This is a genomic window from Pelagicoccus albus (genome assembly GCF_014230145.1).
Classification (GTDB): domain Bacteria; phylum Verrucomicrobiota; class Verrucomicrobiia; order Opitutales; family Opitutaceae; genus Pelagicoccus; species Pelagicoccus albus.
Window position 1 is genome coordinate 282,005 of the sequence record NZ_JACHVC010000007.1, and the last position, 16,594, is coordinate 298,598.

Consider the following 16,594-nt stretch of genomic DNA (forward strand, 5'->3'; position numbering starts at 1 on the left):
TGGGCTGAAAATCGGTCGATTAAAGGTTTAGCGGCCTTGGCAAAGTGCTCTGTCCGCTTTTCCGGGAAATTAGCAAATGACTCAATCGGATTCTCCAGACTTCGAGTTCGACATATCGGACTTGGAAGTGGAGGGCAGCGAAGCCTCCAGTTCCAAGAGGGGAGAAAATGTGCCTGTGTCTAAGAAGGTAGACGATCAAGATGTTGCTGATAACGAGGAGTTTGCAGGTTTTGCTATTGATGAAATGCCTGCCGGGGAGGTAAGTGAAACAGCTCCACAATCTGCCAAAGAAAGTGAGGTTCCCGGTGCTGAAGGATCGCCTCCTGAGGCAGATTCGGGTTCGGAAGACGGTCCTGTTTCGCGGATAGAATCGGAAAAGCCGAGCAGTCGAGCTTTAGGTGCAGATGATCTGGGAGCAGACGTCTTCGCCGAGATCGATGATGACTCCGGTGCCCTGAGTTTCGAGGACGTGATCGATGACTTGATGGATGAGGTCGAAGATTTCGAAGCGGGCGGATATGTAGAGCTCGATGAAGATGCCGCATCCGAATCAGCTTCCGCTGGGGAAATGCTGAGGATGGAAGATCCGGATGATTCCCTCGGTCAATCCGTAGACCCGAGTGCTGAGGATAGTGAACCGTCCGCAGGGCAGCCATCGTTCCCAAGTCCTCCCGTTGATTTTGAAATTCCTGCGGACCCAGAGCCAGATGAGCCTGTTGCTGAGACTTCGCCAGATTTGCAGAGCGAAGTAGACATTTCTACGGAGCCCGTACGAGCGAGTGCAGAGGAGCCACCGACACCTAAGCCCATCAGCGACGCCGTTCCAGAGTCCCGTCCGCAAGAGCCTGAGGAGAGTTCTCGAGGTCCGCAAAAGAGTGGTCCCCCTGAGACTGAAGAAGCGGCAAACCCTATTTCCCAAGATCCGACTCCGGAAATTGAAAAGCCAATTTCGGATGTCGAGATTCCTGCCGATCCAGAGCCCGTACTGCCTCAAGAGCAAGCAACCCAGTCGCAAGAAATGGGGGAAACTGATGAGCCGAAGAGTGTCGAGGAGACACCCTTGGCCGAATCTTTGGATGATCCGATTCCATCAGAGGGATTTGAAAAGGTCTTAATCGATGCCAATGAAGATCCCGCGGATTCGATTCCAGATGAGGTGGTCAATCAGGATGAAGAGGAACCGGAACCTGAAATAGTCGAGGAGGTTACAGATGAACTTCCGCCTAGTGAAATTTCAGAATCACTCGATGAATCACCGTCTGCTTCCGAAGAGATGCCGGTGGAATCTATCTCGGAATTGATCGAAGCGGATTCGGAGGAGGAAGACACCGAGCAAGGCGATTCCCAATCGGAGAATGAAGAAGAGATCCAGTCCTCTGTGACAGAAGAGAAAACCATAGAGTCTGACGCAGATTCTCGCGAAATCGACTTCATGGAGGATGAAGAGGACATTTCTGATCTGATCGACTCGATTTCTGAGGAGGTTGAAGATGAGGAATCTCCGGAGAGTGCTTTGGACGATATTCTTCCCGATGCAGATTTGTCGGATACAGCGGATGAAGAGGTCGAAATTTCAGAGGAATTAGAAGTCGAATCCCAGTCTGATGCTGAGCCAGAAGAACTTTCAGAGGATGAGGAAGAAGTAGACATCTCGGAATTGGTCGAAGCGGCTATGATCGAGGAGGAATCCGAGGAGGAGGTGCCTTCGATCCCTACCGAGGCTGAGGGATCTGAGATAATTGAAGATGTCCCTGCTGGTTTGGAAATCTTGGACGATGAAAATTCAGACGAGGAAGAACTGGAAACCGAATTGGATTCTGCTTCGCGGGAGGATGAGGAAGATATTTCCGATTTGATCGCTGCGGTGGCGGAAGAGTCAGAAGAGGAGGAAGATGAATCGGAAGAGGAGGAGGTAGTTAGCCTGCCCAGCCCCGAGGAATTGGCAGCTTCACTCGACGAGGACTCTGCCTCGGACGCGAGCGATGCCCCTGAGGTTGTAGATGAAGAGCAGCCCGAAGAAGCTCCGAATCTGGAAATTCTAGATGAGGATGAAGACGAGGAGATCGTAGATTTGCCAGCTCCAGAAATTCCCCAGCCGCAGGAGGAAGTGGAGGCTGAAAATGAAGCCGCCGAGAAGGGAGTTGAAGAGGCCGTTCTGTCTGCCGAAGAGCTGCTGAAGAAGGCAGGCGGCTTGTTGGATGGAGATTCCGAAAAGCCGATCGATGGCGCCAACGCGTTGCTGGAGGAGCTGGAGGACGATGAAGAAGTTGTCGATCTCCCTTCTCCGGAGTCTATGATTTCAGAAGTAGAGGATGACGAGGAAGAGATTGTTTCGATGCCGGAACCGTCCTCATTGATGGACGATGCAACGGAATCGACCGCTGTCATTGAGGATGATGAGGAAGAAGTGGTCGCTATGCCTGATCCTTCTGCTTTGATGGAAGACGCAGACAGTGCGAGCGCCGTCATCGAGGATGATGATGAAGAAGTTGTTTCTTTGCCGGATCCAGCAGCGATGATGGCCGAAGCGACGGAAGAGGAATCGGAGGACGAGGAAACTTCGGGTGAAACGACTGCTGGCAACGTGGCTGATCGGGCTGGGGATCTTCCCGCACCGCCTCCAGCTCCTGTCGAGATTATTGATGACGAGCCTGCGGAGGATGACGCTGAGGAATCTGAGGCAACGGAGGTTGTCGCAGAGTCTTCAAGTGAAGGGGAGGACGGTTTGCAGGATCCTTTCGATTCTGAAATATCTCTGGATGATTTCCAGGACGACCTTGATAATCTAGAAGGGCTCGAACGTCCCGAAGATGAAGAGGAGGAAGGGGATACCGAAGCAGAAGAGAAGCCGGTCGCCGAAGATGGAGAGCAAGAAGAAGCAGCGGAATCGACGGAGGAAAAGCCTGCCGCGGAAGTGGTTGAGATGCCGAAGCCGAGCCTGCTCTGGCGAGTTACCCATTCGATGATGGTAGCTGCCGGACTCGTACTTGTTGGCCTAGCCGGAGTACTAGCGGTCTGGAAGCAACAGATTATAGAATATTACGAAGGAAGGGATTTGGACGGCTCTGCGTTGGTGCATGAGATTGAAACCATAGCCAAACACGCCTTGAGCGAATTTGACGAAAACGGACTCTACCGAATGCAATGGGTGGAGAGCGAAGTGCGTCAGGTGTCGGAGCATGAGATTCGGCTTCACGCTGTCGTCGGCGCTCGACTGCGCGAAAATCTATATAAACCAGTACTCGAATCGGAGATGGCGGCTCGATACGGGTTCGATGAAAATCCGTTGATGAGAGCCCTCGGTGTGGCGAATGATAATTTCCCGGATGAGATAGGTTATTATCCAGACAAACCTTGGTACACTTTGCTGGAAGTTTCCGCTAACAAAGACGAGGTGCTCCCTTTGAAAGTGACCTATGGGCTCAGTCGTGAGACGGAGCACGAGGATTGGAAGCTCTCCAAGGTTAAGGTCAGCGGCTATGGAGGCGATCTCGTTTGGCCGGAAGGAAAGCCAAGGTATGCTTACGGAGAGAAAGCCTACGACATCGAGTCACGTGAATTCGCCCAGGCCTTGGAGGAATATCGCGAGAGTTCGCAGAACTACATCGCCCGCATCGAGAGGCTCGAAAGGGAAGCGGAGGATGGACGATTGGCATTGAAGCGGGAGAATGACCGTCAGAGAGAGCGAGTTCGCATGGCCTTCTCGGAGGGGGCATTTTTCAAAGGAGTGGCGATTCTAGGCGTGGATGCTCAGGAATCTCGCGATGTTCGACTCGTCATCACTGAGGTGCGAGATCAGGGCGAGTTTGTGAAAGGGGTCCTCCGCATGGACGAAGATGAGAGCGAGCGAGCCAAGTATTTTGTGGGGAGTCTGGATTTCGAAGAAACCTTGAGTGGTAAAGAGCAAGGTTACTTGAGCTTGCGGACTGTCTCGATCGACGAGCCGGCAAGTGTCGCTTCTGATGCGAAGTTTTTTGAGCCACAGAGTGTCTCCCAAATGAAGCTGCGAGCTGATGGCTTCCGATTGGAGGGGGACACGCGGGACCTTTCTTTCCGTTTAACTCGGAGTATGTAGCTCAGCCGAGTTGTCGGAAATTAGGAGAATTAGGTCGCTCTCGATGGGGCTGAAGGGCCATGTTCCCTATTTCCATGAGCGAATCTCGATCCGAAGACTTAGTGGCTTCTGCCATTGCGCGAAAGTGCGGAACCATTGTGTCTCTGAACCTGATTTGGCAAGGAGTTGCTCGCAAGCTTGATACGGCCGGAGCAGAGCCCGCCACGGCGAACCGTTTAATTACCGCTTTTGGTAGCCCGCGTCATTTAGAGGCGCTGTCTGGTTTGCTCGTTTCTCATGGCTCGAATGTGAACGCTTTTGAGCGCTCACTTCGCGAGCTAGTCGACCAATCCAGTTTTGACTACGATTCTTGGGTGCGTGCCTTCGAGCTATTACAGGATCACGTTCAGCAGAGTTCGAGAACCGCAAGTCCCTCAAGCATGTTGGGTTACATTCAATGTTGCTCAGATTTTGGTGGCAGTAACGAGGGAAATGAAAGCTTGGTCGGATTGACTGCCGAAATGTTGGAGCAATACGGATTCGAGGGCCAAGAGGGGTGCGTCGTAGACAATAGGTAGACGACTCTGCGGGGCATTCAGTTTCATGCCCGTGGCTTCGTAGGTGAAGCTGATCAGGAAGGTGGAGGTCTTGGCTATTGTCCCGTATCATTGAAAGCCCCGGCTCAACCTCTAGCTGGTCTGTCCGATTTAATGGAGCAGGGAGAGCGGTGGTTTTCAGCGTTTTGCCTTCAAGTTATGACCTGCAAAGTGCTCAAAAGTTTATCACGCCATCTGTTCCGTTTCGTGCTTAGTTTTAGCGCGGCCACGGCACTTGCGGATGGCTTGGATAAAAGGGGCTCGGGTGAGCTTGGACAGCTGTCCGTTGAGCCAGTTTTGCAAACCCGCGTCGGAGAGCGATTTCGCATCGACCTAAGGGAAACGGTTGATGGATTCGTAGGAGTGAATCGCAACAAGTTGAAGGAGAGGTCTTCAGCATGTGTCATCTCCTACGATGACGAGGATGCCGTCGTTTCGGGAATACCGCTTGTGCCGGGCCTTGCCGAAATACCGGTCTTTCGAAAAGAGAACGGGGAAGTAAGCGAGTTTTACCTCAAGGTCGAAATCCGTCGGGCTAATTTTGGAGCGGCGGATGGCAGCGATTACGCATCGTATTTTACGAACGGCGTTCAGTGAGGCTTTCTAATAGTCAGAAACTCGGGTTGCCATGTTTTTTACCGGAGTCGGCATGGTCCATGCTTGGACTGATCCCGGTATGTTCAACGAAACTTTGAAAGCTCCGGTAGCCCAAAAGATTCGAGGCATACTTCCACTTTTAGGGCGTTTCGAATTTCAATCGTAACGCAATAATTAGTGGACAACCCCACGATCTGTATTAATTTAACTGCTACATGGGATCACCTTCCGGTTCTTCCAAACTGAAGACGCGCAAAACGAACGCGAGTCGTACTAAGACGTATGTTTTGGATACAAACGTCTTGATTCACGATCCGCATTGCATCTTCAAATTCGACGACAACAATCTAGTTATCCCCATAGAGGTATTGGAGGAACTGGATTCTATCAAGATGGAGCAGAGCTCCGAGCGAGGACGAAACGCTCGACGAGTCCATCGATTATTAAGGGAGCTCTTGCCGGATTCTCGATCTATGGCCGAAGGCGTCAAATTAGATACCGGTGGTACACTTTCAGTTGTCATAAACAAATACCTCCAAAGTGACTCGACTGAAGTACCCGCCCACTACAAACGTTTCCAGAGTTTACTAGACTTTGAGAAGAAGGATAATCGGATCATCGCGGCTGCGCTGTTTGTGCAGGAGAATCTGCCGCCGCCTACCATTCTCGTCTCGAAAGACGTCAATGTTCAGTTGAAGGCTCGAGCGGTTGGCTTGGAATCGGAAGATTACCTTAACGACAAAGCTCCCGAGGAGCCTCGCTTCAAGTCTTACCGAAAAATTGACGTATCGAAATACGAACTACAGCGATTTGCATCGGAAGGAGAGTTTGAGCTTTCTGAAGAAGTAGGCAAAAGCCTTTTTGTAAATGAGTATGTATTGCTCGTTTCCGAAGAAGGAAAGACAATGCCGGCCCGCCACTACGGAGACGGTGTATTGAGGAAATTAATACTTCCAGAGTATGTTAAAGCTCCGGGAGGTGTTCCGATTCGACCTCGCAATCTAGAGCAGCGTTTCTTTATGGATGCGTTGTTGGACGACACGATTTCCCTTATCACTTGTTATGGCAAGGCGGGTACGGGTAAGACCTTGCTTTCAACCGTTTGTGCGATCCACCAGACCGTATCATCGTCTGATTGTAAGTATGATGGGGTTTCTATTTCGCGTCCAGTGATAGGAGTCGGTAAGGAGATTGGTTTCCTGCCGGGTACCTTGGAAGAAAAGATGAATCCTTGGCTTCAGCCTTATTACGATGCCCTGGAAGTTTTGATTCCGACCAAGGAACCTCGCGACCCGCAATTTGAAAATAAGCGCCAGCGCCGAAAGGTTAAGGAGAAGGATGAAGCGACTCCGGGCAAAGGGCCGCAGAAGCCCTACGAAAAGCTCCTGGAAAGCGGAATTGTAGAGATCGAGGCTCTCTGTTTCATTCGCGGACGTTCGATCTCCCATCGCTTCTTCATCTTGGATGAGGCGCAGCAGCTAACTCCTCACGAAGTTAAGACAGTTATCACTCGCATTTCTGAAGGCTCGAAGATCGTACTGATTGGAGATCCAGCTCAGATCGATAATCCTTATGTCGACTCTCGCAGCAATGGCCTTGTGTACTGTTCCAACAGAATGAAGGGGCAGGCGATCGCCGCACACGTAATGCTGACCAAGGGGGAGCGCTCCCTGCTCGCAGAGTTGGCCGCCGATCTCCTTTAGCTAAATTTATTTGCAGCGAGCTTCCGATGGGGAGCTCGCTTTTTTGTGTCCTAACGCTTGGCCTTTTTTAGCCGTTGCAAGGTCTTCGCTTTCAGCTGGTTTATGGGTAGCTGGATCTTTTTGAGAACTCGCTTTCGCATCCTGTCGGTAAAAAGAATGCCGTTGAGGTGGTCGACTTCGTGTTGGATACAGCGTCCGAAAAGTCCATCAGCCTCGATTACATGCGGGTTGCCATTGATGTCTTGGTACTCGCAGCGAATTTTTTCCGGCCTTTCGACATCTGCCCGGATGTCGGGAAAGGAGAGGCAGCCTTCCTCGTAGGATTCTTCTTTAGGGTCTAGGACTTCAACCTTGGGATTGCACATGCCGATCGGCATGAACAAATCAAGTGGCGGCTTTGCCCCGTCGAAAGTGTATTCGAAATCCGGATCGCAGCCTTTCAGGTCTACGACGCAGAATTGGAGGGCCAAACCGACCTGTTGCGCGGCTAGACCGATGCCCTCTGCTTCATACATGGTATCCACCATATTCTCGAAAAGGTCGCGAAGCTCTTCATCGAACTCAGTGACGGGCTCGCCTTTTTGGTGTAATACCTTTTCTCCGTATTGAACTATTTGTAGCAGCATGGGTCTTCGTTTTTGACCTAACCAACACTTAGGCCAAATCTAGATCAATTTCTTTCTTCATTAGCGAAAATCCATGTCGAAATCTGCCAAATCCAGTCGATCCAAAGTCATCCTCGGATGCTTTCTGCTGTTTTTCGGACTGGCTTTGATCGCCTTTGGCTGGCTGATACCGTCGCGGTTTAAGTCGATCCCCTTCGGGGTGGTGAGTGAAGCCGGGCAGGCGGGAGATTCGCTAACGGATAAGGCGAAGACGGCTCTGCTTGACGGAAACTTGGGCACCGCCGATTTGCTCGCCGAAGCGGCAAAAGAGTTGGGAGACCAAAAAGCGACCCTCGTCGCCTCGCAGGTCGATATGGAACTCGAGTTCAATGCTCAGCTCGAACGCTGGGGCGCTTGGGACCCGTTTTTGGAAGCCGCTCTCAAGGACATTCCTGTTGAGGAGTACTCGACTGAGCCCGGTTTTCTGGGCGTTTTGCTGGCCAAGCCGAATCGATCCGCGGTAGCGAAGATCCTTGAAAATTCACGAAATCCGATGGTTCGGGACCTTTTGGCTACCGGATCCTTCACGACCTACAAGCGATTGTTCCCAGTCCAAAGTACCGCTGGACGTCCGCTGGAAGTTTGTTTGCTGAGCCTAGGGCTTCTCGCTCAAGGAGATCATTTTACCGATGAATTGAGGATCGACCTGCGGGAGCACATACTGGAGGCCAAGGCGAGCGGTGCAGTCGGCGAGCTCGAGGATTTCTACCTGGATTGTCTGTCCTTGATACGGATTTTTAATTGGGGTCAGCTCAAGGAAGCCTTTTCCGGCCTACATTCATTGGAGGCGGCGCAAAAACTTCGTTTCCTCCTGCACAAGCGTTCGGAAGAGCAGAGCTTGGTTTTTGCCATGACGCTGACGAGTGATGACCCGGACGATCTTTTCGCTTATTTAGAACGCTATGGAGATGAAGGCTTCGAGCGTCTGAAAGCGTCGCTCGCCGCGGGGGTCGACGGCTATCTTTTGGCCTTGCGGGAGCAATTGCCGATCGAAGAGGAAGCCCAGCGAGCTTCCGGGAAGGTTTTGGCTGAAGCTGGGGATCTGATATCTCAGGTTCAGGACTTTCTTGCTCCCTACAGTTTGAGAAATCCGGAGTTGGCTCTCGGTACCAAGTATGGGCTCTTTTTCATTGGCTCCTTTACTGCCTTTTGGGGCTTCAGCCTTTTCGGCAGATTTTACAGAGAAAAGGTTTCGCCTGTACTCGCCCTCACGCAAAGGGTTTTTGGGGCTTCTGCCTCGGTGATCGTATTTGCCGTTTTGAGCGAACCCTTCCTCGCGAGCTCGGGCGCTTTCGAGGGCTATAATTTCAGTTTCGTCATGCCAGTGTTAACCAACGTCGATGGCGAACTTCAGATTGTCGAAACAACTCCCACCACTTCTATGGAATCAGCAACATTACTATCCATTGCGTTCTTCTTTGTCCTCCAATGTTTGGTCTTCTTGATCTGCATGCTAAAGGTTCGAGAGATCGATCGCCGTATCATAGAGCCCCTTGTGAAGCTAAGGCTCATGGAGAACGAGGAGAACCTTTTCGACAGCGGACTTTATGTCGGTATCGCCGGGACGTGTATTTCCCTCGTAATGCAGGTCATAGGTCTAGTGGACGCCAACCTGCTAGCGGCATATTCCTCGAACCTTTTTGGTATCCTCTGTGTCGCGATCGTGAAGATTCGCCTCGTGCGCCCTTACAAAACCCGACTCATCATCGCGAGCGAAAGCCAGATCGCCCACCATATTCGCGAAGAATAGGGGCGACCGTCCGAGACCGAGATGAATAAGACTCTACTACTCATACTTTGCGACTTCCTGTTGCTGACCATCCTTTCCATGTGGAAGATGGAAGAAGACGCGCCGCCACCAACGGAGGCCGAGGTTGCAGAGAGCCAAGAGGCAAGTGTGTCAGGCATGGCTATGATGGAGCAGGACCTCCTCGATACCTTGGCCTATTCTCTGGAGGAGGAGCAGGCACAGCGCAGCGAGCTGAGTGAGGATCTTGAGGCCAAGGCAGCGGAATTGGCGAAACGCGAAGAGGAACTAGCTCAGCGCCAAGATCGCATTCAGAGTTTGGAACAGAACTTGTCGGAGGCGGAGCAACGTCAGCAGCAGTTGGCTGAAGAGCGACAGAATCTCGAACAGGAGGCCCAAGCTCTACAGAATCAGGTGGAGGAGGCTCGCAGCGAAGCTCAATCCGTGACGCAGCGTCTCTCTGAGGCAGAACAGCAGGCTTTGCAAAGCCAAGCCCAGTCGAGGCTTTTGCAGGAGGAGCTGGATAGGAAGCTTGAAGAGATCGAAGCCAAAGAAAGCGCCCTTCAAGCCAAGGACCAACAGCTGGCCAATACGCAGCAGCAAGTGCAGGAGTTGGGGGTTCAGGTCCGCATGCGAGAGCAGGAAAATGAGTTTTTGCAAGACTCCGTAACCGACCTGAAGGGGGCGGTCGTGGCGGAGCGCGAGGAGAGGGAGCGTCTTCAGGAACAGTCCACCTTTCTGGCCCAGGGCGTGAGTGAACTTGCCGCGAGTTCTCAAGACCTCACGCAAGAATTGCGATCAAACTTTGAAATCAACGCCAACCAACTGTTTGCAGATTTCAAAAACAATCAGGTCAACGCTAACTTCACCGCGATAAAGCTCCTGCGAAATCGTTACGTACAGGAGGAAGATACGACCACCACCGTGGTGGTGAGCGACGGCACCGATTACTACGCCCTTGTTCATATCGACAACATGCCGTTTGGGCTCCGTTCCAATCCGTCGTACGTCCGATCGGTGTCTCTCACTTTGAGCCGTTCAGGGGCGGATAAGCGGGTTGGAGCTTTGGGTTTCATGGACTTGGATCCCAGAATTGCCATGATCAAACTAACGGCCGAAGAGGCAAGCAGCCTCGGTGGAAAACCTTATCTCACTGCGCTAGAACCTTTTAAGTTCCCGGAAGCTGTCTTGGTTGACCATGACGGAAAGTACTATGGTGAAGTCGAGTTCAAGCTCGATTCCGAGACTCCTGGTTTCGTTAAAATGCAGACTAAGATCTTCAGTTCGATTTTCGGCGAATTCTCACCATCGACTGGCGACTTGGTGCTTTCGAAGACAGGCGAGTTGCTCGGGATTATGGTGAATCGTCGTTACTGCGTGTTGGTCAACAACTTCGTTGCGCTCGAGACTCTCGACCTTCGTCGACAGCTGAACACAGGCGAGCTGAAGGGAACCTTGCGAGTGCTCAACAGCGCTTTGGATGATTTCCCGTCGCCGCTACGCTAGGCTTTTCGCCAAAGGTCGCTCGTGATTAGACCCCCGAGAGAGCGACGTCGGGACTCGAGCGAAAACTCTCCGGTCCACTTCACGATAGGCAACTTGTTAGCCCTCAGGCCGGCTCCCAGCCAAAACGAAAAGTAGAGCAGGCGAACGATCGCTTTTTGCCAGACGGTGTCGGATCGAAAGTCAGTGTGGGCGAGCAAACCGTTTGGTTTCAGGCTTTTGGCTAGTTTCGGCAAAAGGTCGTCGACCTCGCTTTGCTCGAAGCAGTCCAGGCAGAAGTGCAGGCCGATGAAGTCGAATGCTCCCACTGGATAGTCGAACTTCAAGGCATCCGCGTTTTTTATCGCCAAGCGATTCGCGTGATTGCCTGCTCGCTCTTTGGCCACTTGCAGCATCCGGGAACTGATATCGATACTCAGGATTTTGACCGACCGATTCGCGTTTAGGAGTTCAGTCGAGAATCTTCCGTCTCCGTCGCCGATTAGCAGGGCATTTTGGCATTCTGAAACGAGAGGGATGCAGAAGGTGCGAGCGGCCTCTAGTTTACCTGCAAAAGTGATCCGCTCTAGAGGATGGTATATCCGGGCTAGCGAGTCGAAGTTAGGCATTGAATAAGGATGACTAGAAAGGGGCACATCAGGCATACATCCGCTAGCGCTCTTGAGCTCTCGATCTTGAAATGGCTTCGTTTGAAATGCAGGCCAGCTAGGCAAGTAAGTGAAATCAGGACTGTGATCTCGATCAGAACGGTTTCGGCAGAGGTGGCGATCAGGCTAGCGACAGCGCATCCAAAGGTAAGAAAATAGGCGACCGTTCGGGTGTAGGGTTCTTCCAGCCGCGTCCACGAGCGAATGAATAGGCAATTCGATGCGAATAGTAGCCAAACGCTGAGCAATGCTAGAAACGGTATCGAATAAGGCCCGATGAAGAGAAGGGCCGCGCAGAGGATGAGGAGGGCGGTAAAAAGTGATTTCGCGAGCGGGTAAATCGATAGCCGTCTGGCCTTCTGGGCGAAGAGGGTGTAGGCCAGAGAGGCGGCGGTGAGGATCAGTCCATTTGTCAGCTCCTGAGAACTCAGGCTCTTGATCGACAGCGCCACTGTTGCGAGAAGCACCGTTGCCCAGATGCCTAAAAATGTCTTTTGGTGGTTCGCATAAAGGGAGTGCTGCGGGCTGGAGGGTTTATCCCGTTTCAGATTGTCGAACCACCGGTCCGCTGCGTAGCCTAGCCAAACCGAGGCGAAGACGATGACGAATTTTGGCCAAGTCTGATGGGAGTCTTTGACGTGAGAAAAAAGGGCCTGCCATGCGATCGCGACCAAAGGAGCGTCGAGCGATAAGTAGGTAAGCCATTTTAGCCGAGAAAACATTACGCTGGCAGTAGATGGGGAAATCGCGGGAGGTGGCGAACGCTTTCCGTTTAGGTTCGCCTTGATAAGAGGCGGCACGCGGATATGGTCGAAACTTTGATTTTGGCTGCAAATCCCTCTCCTCCTGTCTTTTCCGTTCGCAAACATCTGTGAAAAAGGCAGGAATCTGCGGCATGTCGGCCTTGGGAGCTATATCGAATCCAGACGTTTGCGTGGTGCTCACGACTCAGTGGCGCGCTTCCGCCTTTGGGTTCGCGGGCGATCCTAATGCTAGAACAATCTGTCTAGATGATTTGGCCGAAGAGTCGCGGTGGATTCGTCAGGCGGTGACGCCTCACCCTTTTGGCGTTTTTGCGAGAGCAGCCTTTTTGACCGGGCTGCGTTCTCCAAAAAACGGAATCGAAAATTACTTTGATCCTTTGCCAGCGAAGAGTCGAAGCTTGGCAGCTGCATTTGAGGTGGCCGGCTATGAGACCGCTTTTTTCGGAAAATGGCAGCTTTATGAGAGAGACCCGCTGGCCCCTGTCGTCGGAGAGGCGCACGCGAGAGTCGTTGTTCCGGAGAATCGCCGGCTTGGTTTTGGGCTTTGGGAAGGCTTCGAGTCTGGATTTTTGCTGAATGATCCGCTTCTTCACGGGACCGGCATCCCTCAACCAAAGCGTTTCGAAGGATACCAAAGCGATGTCGTTATCGATCGCTTTTTGGAGTTTCGTCGCCGTCGGACTTCTCGGAAACCGCTTTTTTCCGTTATCAGCCTGGATTCGCCTCATCCGCCTTACGCAGCGCCTGCAGCGGGGATAAAACCCTTGGATCCCGATTCCATTCGCTTGTTGAGAGGCACCACAAGTGATCCTGATTTGAGGGCAACGGCGAGGAGAGAGCTCTCTGGCTACTACTCTCACATCGAGGCGACAGACCGTTCCATTGGCCGGCTGGTCGATTTCGAGAGGAAATTTGGCTGCTGGAATGACAGTATATTCGCTTTCAGCTCGGTGCATGGAGATATGCATGGAGTGGATGGGAAGTTCAGAAAGGGATGGCCGGATGAAGAGGCGGTTCGTATCCCGATGTTGATCAAAGGTGCTGGGATTGGCGTGGACGATGATTTACTCATGTCTTTGGTCGACCTCGGGCCAACTTTGCTCGGCTTGGCAGGCGTTGATTCCGCTTGGGGAGGGGATGGATCAAACTTGGCTTCTTGCCTTTTAGGTGGAGACCCCGGTCCTCCTCAGCAGGAGATCTCCATGCCAAGCGTGCCCCCGTTTGCCAAGCAGTGTGCGTATGTTTGGAACGCCAATCGCACTCCCGAGCGGACCGAAGTTTTCCCGAAAGACGACGAGCCTTACACTTTGGAGCATCTCGGAAATTGGGAATTTGAGGCCTAGGCAAAATCTGCCCTCGACCGTTTTGTAGGACTCTGAAGGACTTTTTAAGTATTTTAAAGCGTTGATAAACAGAGGTTAACATAAGGAGTGATGGCTTAGGCATACGCTTTGCTTAGCGAGTGGCATGATTGATGACCTCATGCAGCGTGAAAATTATGTCCTAGCGAAAAAGCTACTGGATGTTTCTCACGCCAAGCAAAACGCGATCGCCAGCAACCTCGCCAATGTAGAGACGCCGGGATACAAGCGTATCGACATCCAAAGTGATTTCGAAGCCAACCTCCGCAAAGCCGCCAGCAGCAACGATGTGTCGGAGATCAGCAATCTCCAATTCCGCACTGTTACGGACCTCAGCACTCCCAGCGTGAGAGCGGACGGCAACAATGTGCAGATCGATCAGGAAATGCTGCGAATGCAGAAAAATGCCATCCAGTACGAATTTTTGGCCAACTATACCTCCACTTCGCTCAGCCGCCTTAAGACCGCCATTTCCGGCAGAGTGTAGACGAACCGCATTTAGATAGGAACGCACCATGAATATAATGCCAGGCATCGACTCGACGGCTTCCGCTCTACAGGCGGAAAAGCTGCGGATGGACATTATCGGTCAGAACATCGCCAACGCCCACACGACCCGCGGCCCGGACGGGCAACCCTACAAGCGGCAAACGGTTCAATTCGAGGCGAAGCTACTGGAGTTGGGGCGTGACCAAAACGGAAACATGCAGACCGCACAGGGCGTCAACGTACGCGCCGTCGGTACTGACGAAAGCGCTGGCCCACTGGTCTATAACCCAGGTCACCCGGATGCGGACGAAAAGGGGATGGTGCGACTTCCCAACGTAAACCTCACCCACGAAATGGTGGACCTCATCTCCGCTTCACGTTCCTACGAAGCGAATCTTCAAGTCGTGCGCACCTCGCGACAGATGGCTCAGCAAGCACTCCGTATAGGCAAAGCCTAATCGCCACACTTTCCTATAATCCTATTTCACTCTTAAGCGCCACCCACCCATGATCGACTCAGTTTCAAATCTCTCAGCGCAACAACTCTTCACCTCCAACCCGCTCCAAAAGACGGGCAAGCTTAACAGCGTAGAGTTCCCATCCCAAACCGAGAAGCTCGGGAAAACGAATGGGGAAAACTCTTTCGAAAACGTTGTCAGCAAGTTTATCGGAGAGGTCGACTCCAAGCATAAGGTTGCGGTCGAAGAGACCAACAAGATGCTGCTCGGCGAGACCGATAACGTTCACCAATCGATGATCGCCATGCAGGAGGCTGGAGTCGCCTTCAACATGATGGTCGAGGTCAGAAACAAGCTCGTTCAGTCCTATCAAGAACTGATGAGGATGCCAGTGTAGTTATAATTAGGGTACTGAAACAGTAACTACAATGGGAAATCAATTTAAGGAAATTTGGCAATCGCTGGGAGCGAATCAGAGGATCTCGCTCATACTGGCCTCCGGGCTCGTACTGCTCTCCATGATCGGCATGATGATCTGGGCAGCTCAGCCGGATATGCAACTTTTGTACGGCAAGCTCTCCCCTGAGGAAGCGGGTAAGATTGTCGCCAAGCTCGAACAAAAGGGTATCGGCTTCGAGACTGGATCTGGTGGGAACTCCATTTATGTGGAGGCATCTCAGGTGCATCGCATTCGCATGGAGCTTGCCACCGAAGGTATCCCAGCCGGTGGAAGTGGCCCGGGCTTTGAGTTGTTCGACGAAGGCAGCTTTGGTATCAGCGACTTTGTTCAGAGGACAAATTTCCTTCGCGCTATTCAAGGCGAGCTATCGCGCACCATCTCTCAATTTAATGGGGTCGAATCCGCTCGGGTAATGGTAGTGATGCCAGAGAACAGACTGCTATCCCGCAGCGAAGGCCAGGATCGCCCGACTGCTTCCGTTTTTGTTGGCGGCGGTGGACTTAGCACCAGCACTGTTAACTCGATCCGTCATCTGGTGGCGAATGCGATCCAACGACTCGACGTCAACGATGTGGTAGTCGTCGATAGCCAAGGCAATGTATTGAGCGAAGAACTACGGTCTGACGGACTCGGAGGCGGAATGAGCAACGACGTCATGAAGTACCGTAAGCAGATGGAAAGCTATTTCACCAATAAGGTGCAGTCCATGCTCGATCGCGTTCTCGGTCCGAACCAGTCCGAAGTCCGTGTCGCGGTCGACATCGAAACTGCCGCGGTTCAAACCACAGAAAAAATCTTTGATCCAGAAAGTCAGGTCGCCCGCTCTAGTACCTTTGACGAAGACTCAATGACCGAGCGTGAGACTAGCGGTGAAAGCTCGAACACCGCTGCAGGCGTCGCCTCCAATACTCCCGCTGCAGGTGGAGCAGGAGGCAACAAGGTCTCCTCATTGAAGGAGCGTGAGGACAAAAACAAGGTTCGTTCGGAGCAGTACGAAATCAATGAACGTATCGTGAGTAGCGTTCAGAATCCCGGTTCCATTAAGCGGCTCACTGCTTCGTTGGTAGTCGCCAAGCGAATGGAAGATGTCGGCGGTCAGCTCAACTTGGTCGAACGCACTCCTGAGGAAATTGCGGAATTGACGGATATCGTTCTAACCGCCCTGGGAATCCAATTGGCCCCTGGGCAAGCGGCTACGGATTTCGTAACAGTAAAGGAAATGGCGTTCGCTGCGGATCCTTTCCAAGACCATGGCGATCTCCTGAAGGACGATGCCAATATGCAGCGTTACATAGAACTTGGTAAAAGTGGTGTCGGCGCGGTCTTGGGAATCGGAGTCATCCTATTCTTCATGCAGATGTTGAAACGCTATAAGCCGGAAAAGATCTCCATGGAGGTCTTGCAGCCGGATCAAATGCTGCAGACCCGTAAGATGGAGGACTCAAGCGTGGTTACTCCGGAGATGCTCAACGAACTAATCCGTCAGAAGCCGGCGAACATCGGAGTTTCCCTGCGCGAATGGATTGGGGACGAGGTTGCTAAGAAGTAAT

At 52.3% G+C, this 16,594-nt stretch carries 14 protein-coding genes; 11 read left to right on the plus strand and 3 right to left on the minus strand.

From position 1 onward, the window contains the following. The first annotated feature begins 76 nt into the window (after nucleotides 1-76). The 4 genes from H5P27_RS08030 (at nucleotide 77) to H5P27_RS08045 (ending at nucleotide 6,950) form a co-directional block, all read left to right on the plus strand. Nucleotides 77-4,075: a hypothetical protein gene (locus H5P27_RS08030; RefSeq protein ID WP_185659876.1), complete on the plus strand. Its 3,999-nt coding sequence runs from the start codon at nucleotides 77-79 to the stop codon at nucleotides 4,073-4,075. 74 nt (nucleotides 4,076-4,149) lie between these two features. After that, nucleotides 4,150-4,632 carry a hypothetical protein gene (locus tag H5P27_RS08035; protein ID WP_185659877.1) on the plus strand — a complete coding sequence of 161 codons (483 nt, stop codon included), beginning with the start codon at nucleotides 4,150-4,152 and terminating at the stop codon, nucleotides 4,630-4,632. Nucleotides 4,633-4,809: 177 nt separating this feature from the next. Then, on the plus strand, nucleotides 4,810-5,247 hold the full coding sequence (locus H5P27_RS08040) for a hypothetical protein (RefSeq protein WP_185659878.1): 438 nt from the start codon (nucleotides 4,810-4,812) through the stop codon (nucleotides 5,245-5,247). A 215-nt stretch (nucleotides 5,248-5,462) separates the two neighbouring features. Continuing rightward, nucleotides 5,463-6,950, plus strand: coding sequence for a PhoH family protein (locus tag H5P27_RS08045; RefSeq protein ID WP_185659879.1), 1,488 nt, complete (start codon nucleotides 5,463-5,465; stop codon nucleotides 6,948-6,950). Nucleotides 6,951-7,000: 50 nt separating this feature from the next. On the opposite strand, the gene def is transcribed toward H5P27_RS08045, so the two are convergent. Next, on the minus strand, nucleotides 7,001-7,576 hold the full coding sequence (def, locus tag H5P27_RS08050; RefSeq protein ID WP_185659880.1) for a peptide deformylase: 576 nt from the start codon (nucleotides 7,574-7,576) through the stop codon (nucleotides 7,001-7,003). A 73-nt stretch (nucleotides 7,577-7,649) separates the two neighbouring features. Between def and H5P27_RS08055 the strand changes: the two genes are divergently transcribed. Then, nucleotides 7,650-9,365, plus strand: coding sequence for a hypothetical protein (locus H5P27_RS08055; protein ID WP_185659881.1), 1,716 nt, complete (start codon nucleotides 7,650-7,652; stop codon nucleotides 9,363-9,365). A gap of 21 nt (nucleotides 9,366-9,386) precedes the next feature. Next, a complete protein-coding gene (locus H5P27_RS08060; RefSeq protein WP_185659882.1) occupies nucleotides 9,387-10,868 on the plus strand; it encodes a coiled-coil domain-containing protein in 1,482 nt (493 codons plus the stop codon). On the opposite strand, the gene H5P27_RS08065 is transcribed toward H5P27_RS08060, so the two are convergent. Beyond that, on the minus strand, nucleotides 10,865-11,473 hold the full coding sequence (locus H5P27_RS08065; protein ID WP_185659883.1) for a class I SAM-dependent methyltransferase: 609 nt from the start codon (nucleotides 11,471-11,473) through the stop codon (nucleotides 10,865-10,867). The genes H5P27_RS08060 and H5P27_RS08065 overlap by 4 nt on opposite strands. After that, entirely contained in the window at nucleotides 11,452-12,312 is an 861-nt protein-coding gene (locus H5P27_RS08070) for a hypothetical protein (RefSeq protein ID WP_185659884.1), read from the minus strand. Before H5P27_RS08070 ends, H5P27_RS08065 begins: the two co-directional genes overlap by 22 nt. Before the next feature lie 71 nt (nucleotides 12,313-12,383). On the opposite strand from H5P27_RS08070, the gene H5P27_RS08075 reads away from it, so the two are divergent. The 5 genes from H5P27_RS08075 to fliF all read left to right on the plus strand — a co-directional run bounded on the left by H5P27_RS08075 (nucleotide 12,384) and on the right by fliF (nucleotide 16,593). Further along, nucleotides 12,384-13,619, plus strand: a complete 1,236-nt coding sequence (locus tag H5P27_RS08075; RefSeq protein WP_185659885.1) for a sulfatase-like hydrolase/transferase — start codon at nucleotides 12,384-12,386, stop codon at nucleotides 13,617-13,619. A 124-nt stretch (nucleotides 13,620-13,743) separates the two neighbouring features. Then, nucleotides 13,744-14,124: a flagellar basal body rod protein FlgB gene (flgB, locus tag H5P27_RS08080; protein ID WP_185659886.1), complete on the plus strand. Its 381-nt coding sequence runs from the start codon at nucleotides 13,744-13,746 to the stop codon at nucleotides 14,122-14,124. Nucleotides 14,125-14,152: 28 nt separating this feature from the next. After that, a complete protein-coding gene (gene flgC / locus H5P27_RS08085; protein ID WP_185659887.1) occupies nucleotides 14,153-14,584 on the plus strand; it encodes a flagellar basal body rod protein FlgC in 432 nt (143 codons plus the stop codon). A gap of 49 nt (nucleotides 14,585-14,633) precedes the next feature. Further along, the gene (fliE, locus tag H5P27_RS08090) at nucleotides 14,634-14,981 is read left to right on the plus strand and encodes a flagellar hook-basal body complex protein FliE (RefSeq protein WP_185659888.1); all 348 of its coding nucleotides are present in this window, start codon (nucleotides 14,634-14,636) and stop codon (nucleotides 14,979-14,981) included. Nucleotides 14,982-15,012: 31 nt separating this feature from the next. After that, nucleotides 15,013-16,593, plus strand: a complete 1,581-nt coding sequence (gene fliF, locus H5P27_RS08095) for a flagellar basal-body MS-ring/collar protein FliF (RefSeq protein WP_185659889.1) — start codon at nucleotides 15,013-15,015, stop codon at nucleotides 16,591-16,593. The last annotated feature ends 1 nt before the right edge of the window (nucleotide 16,594 follow it).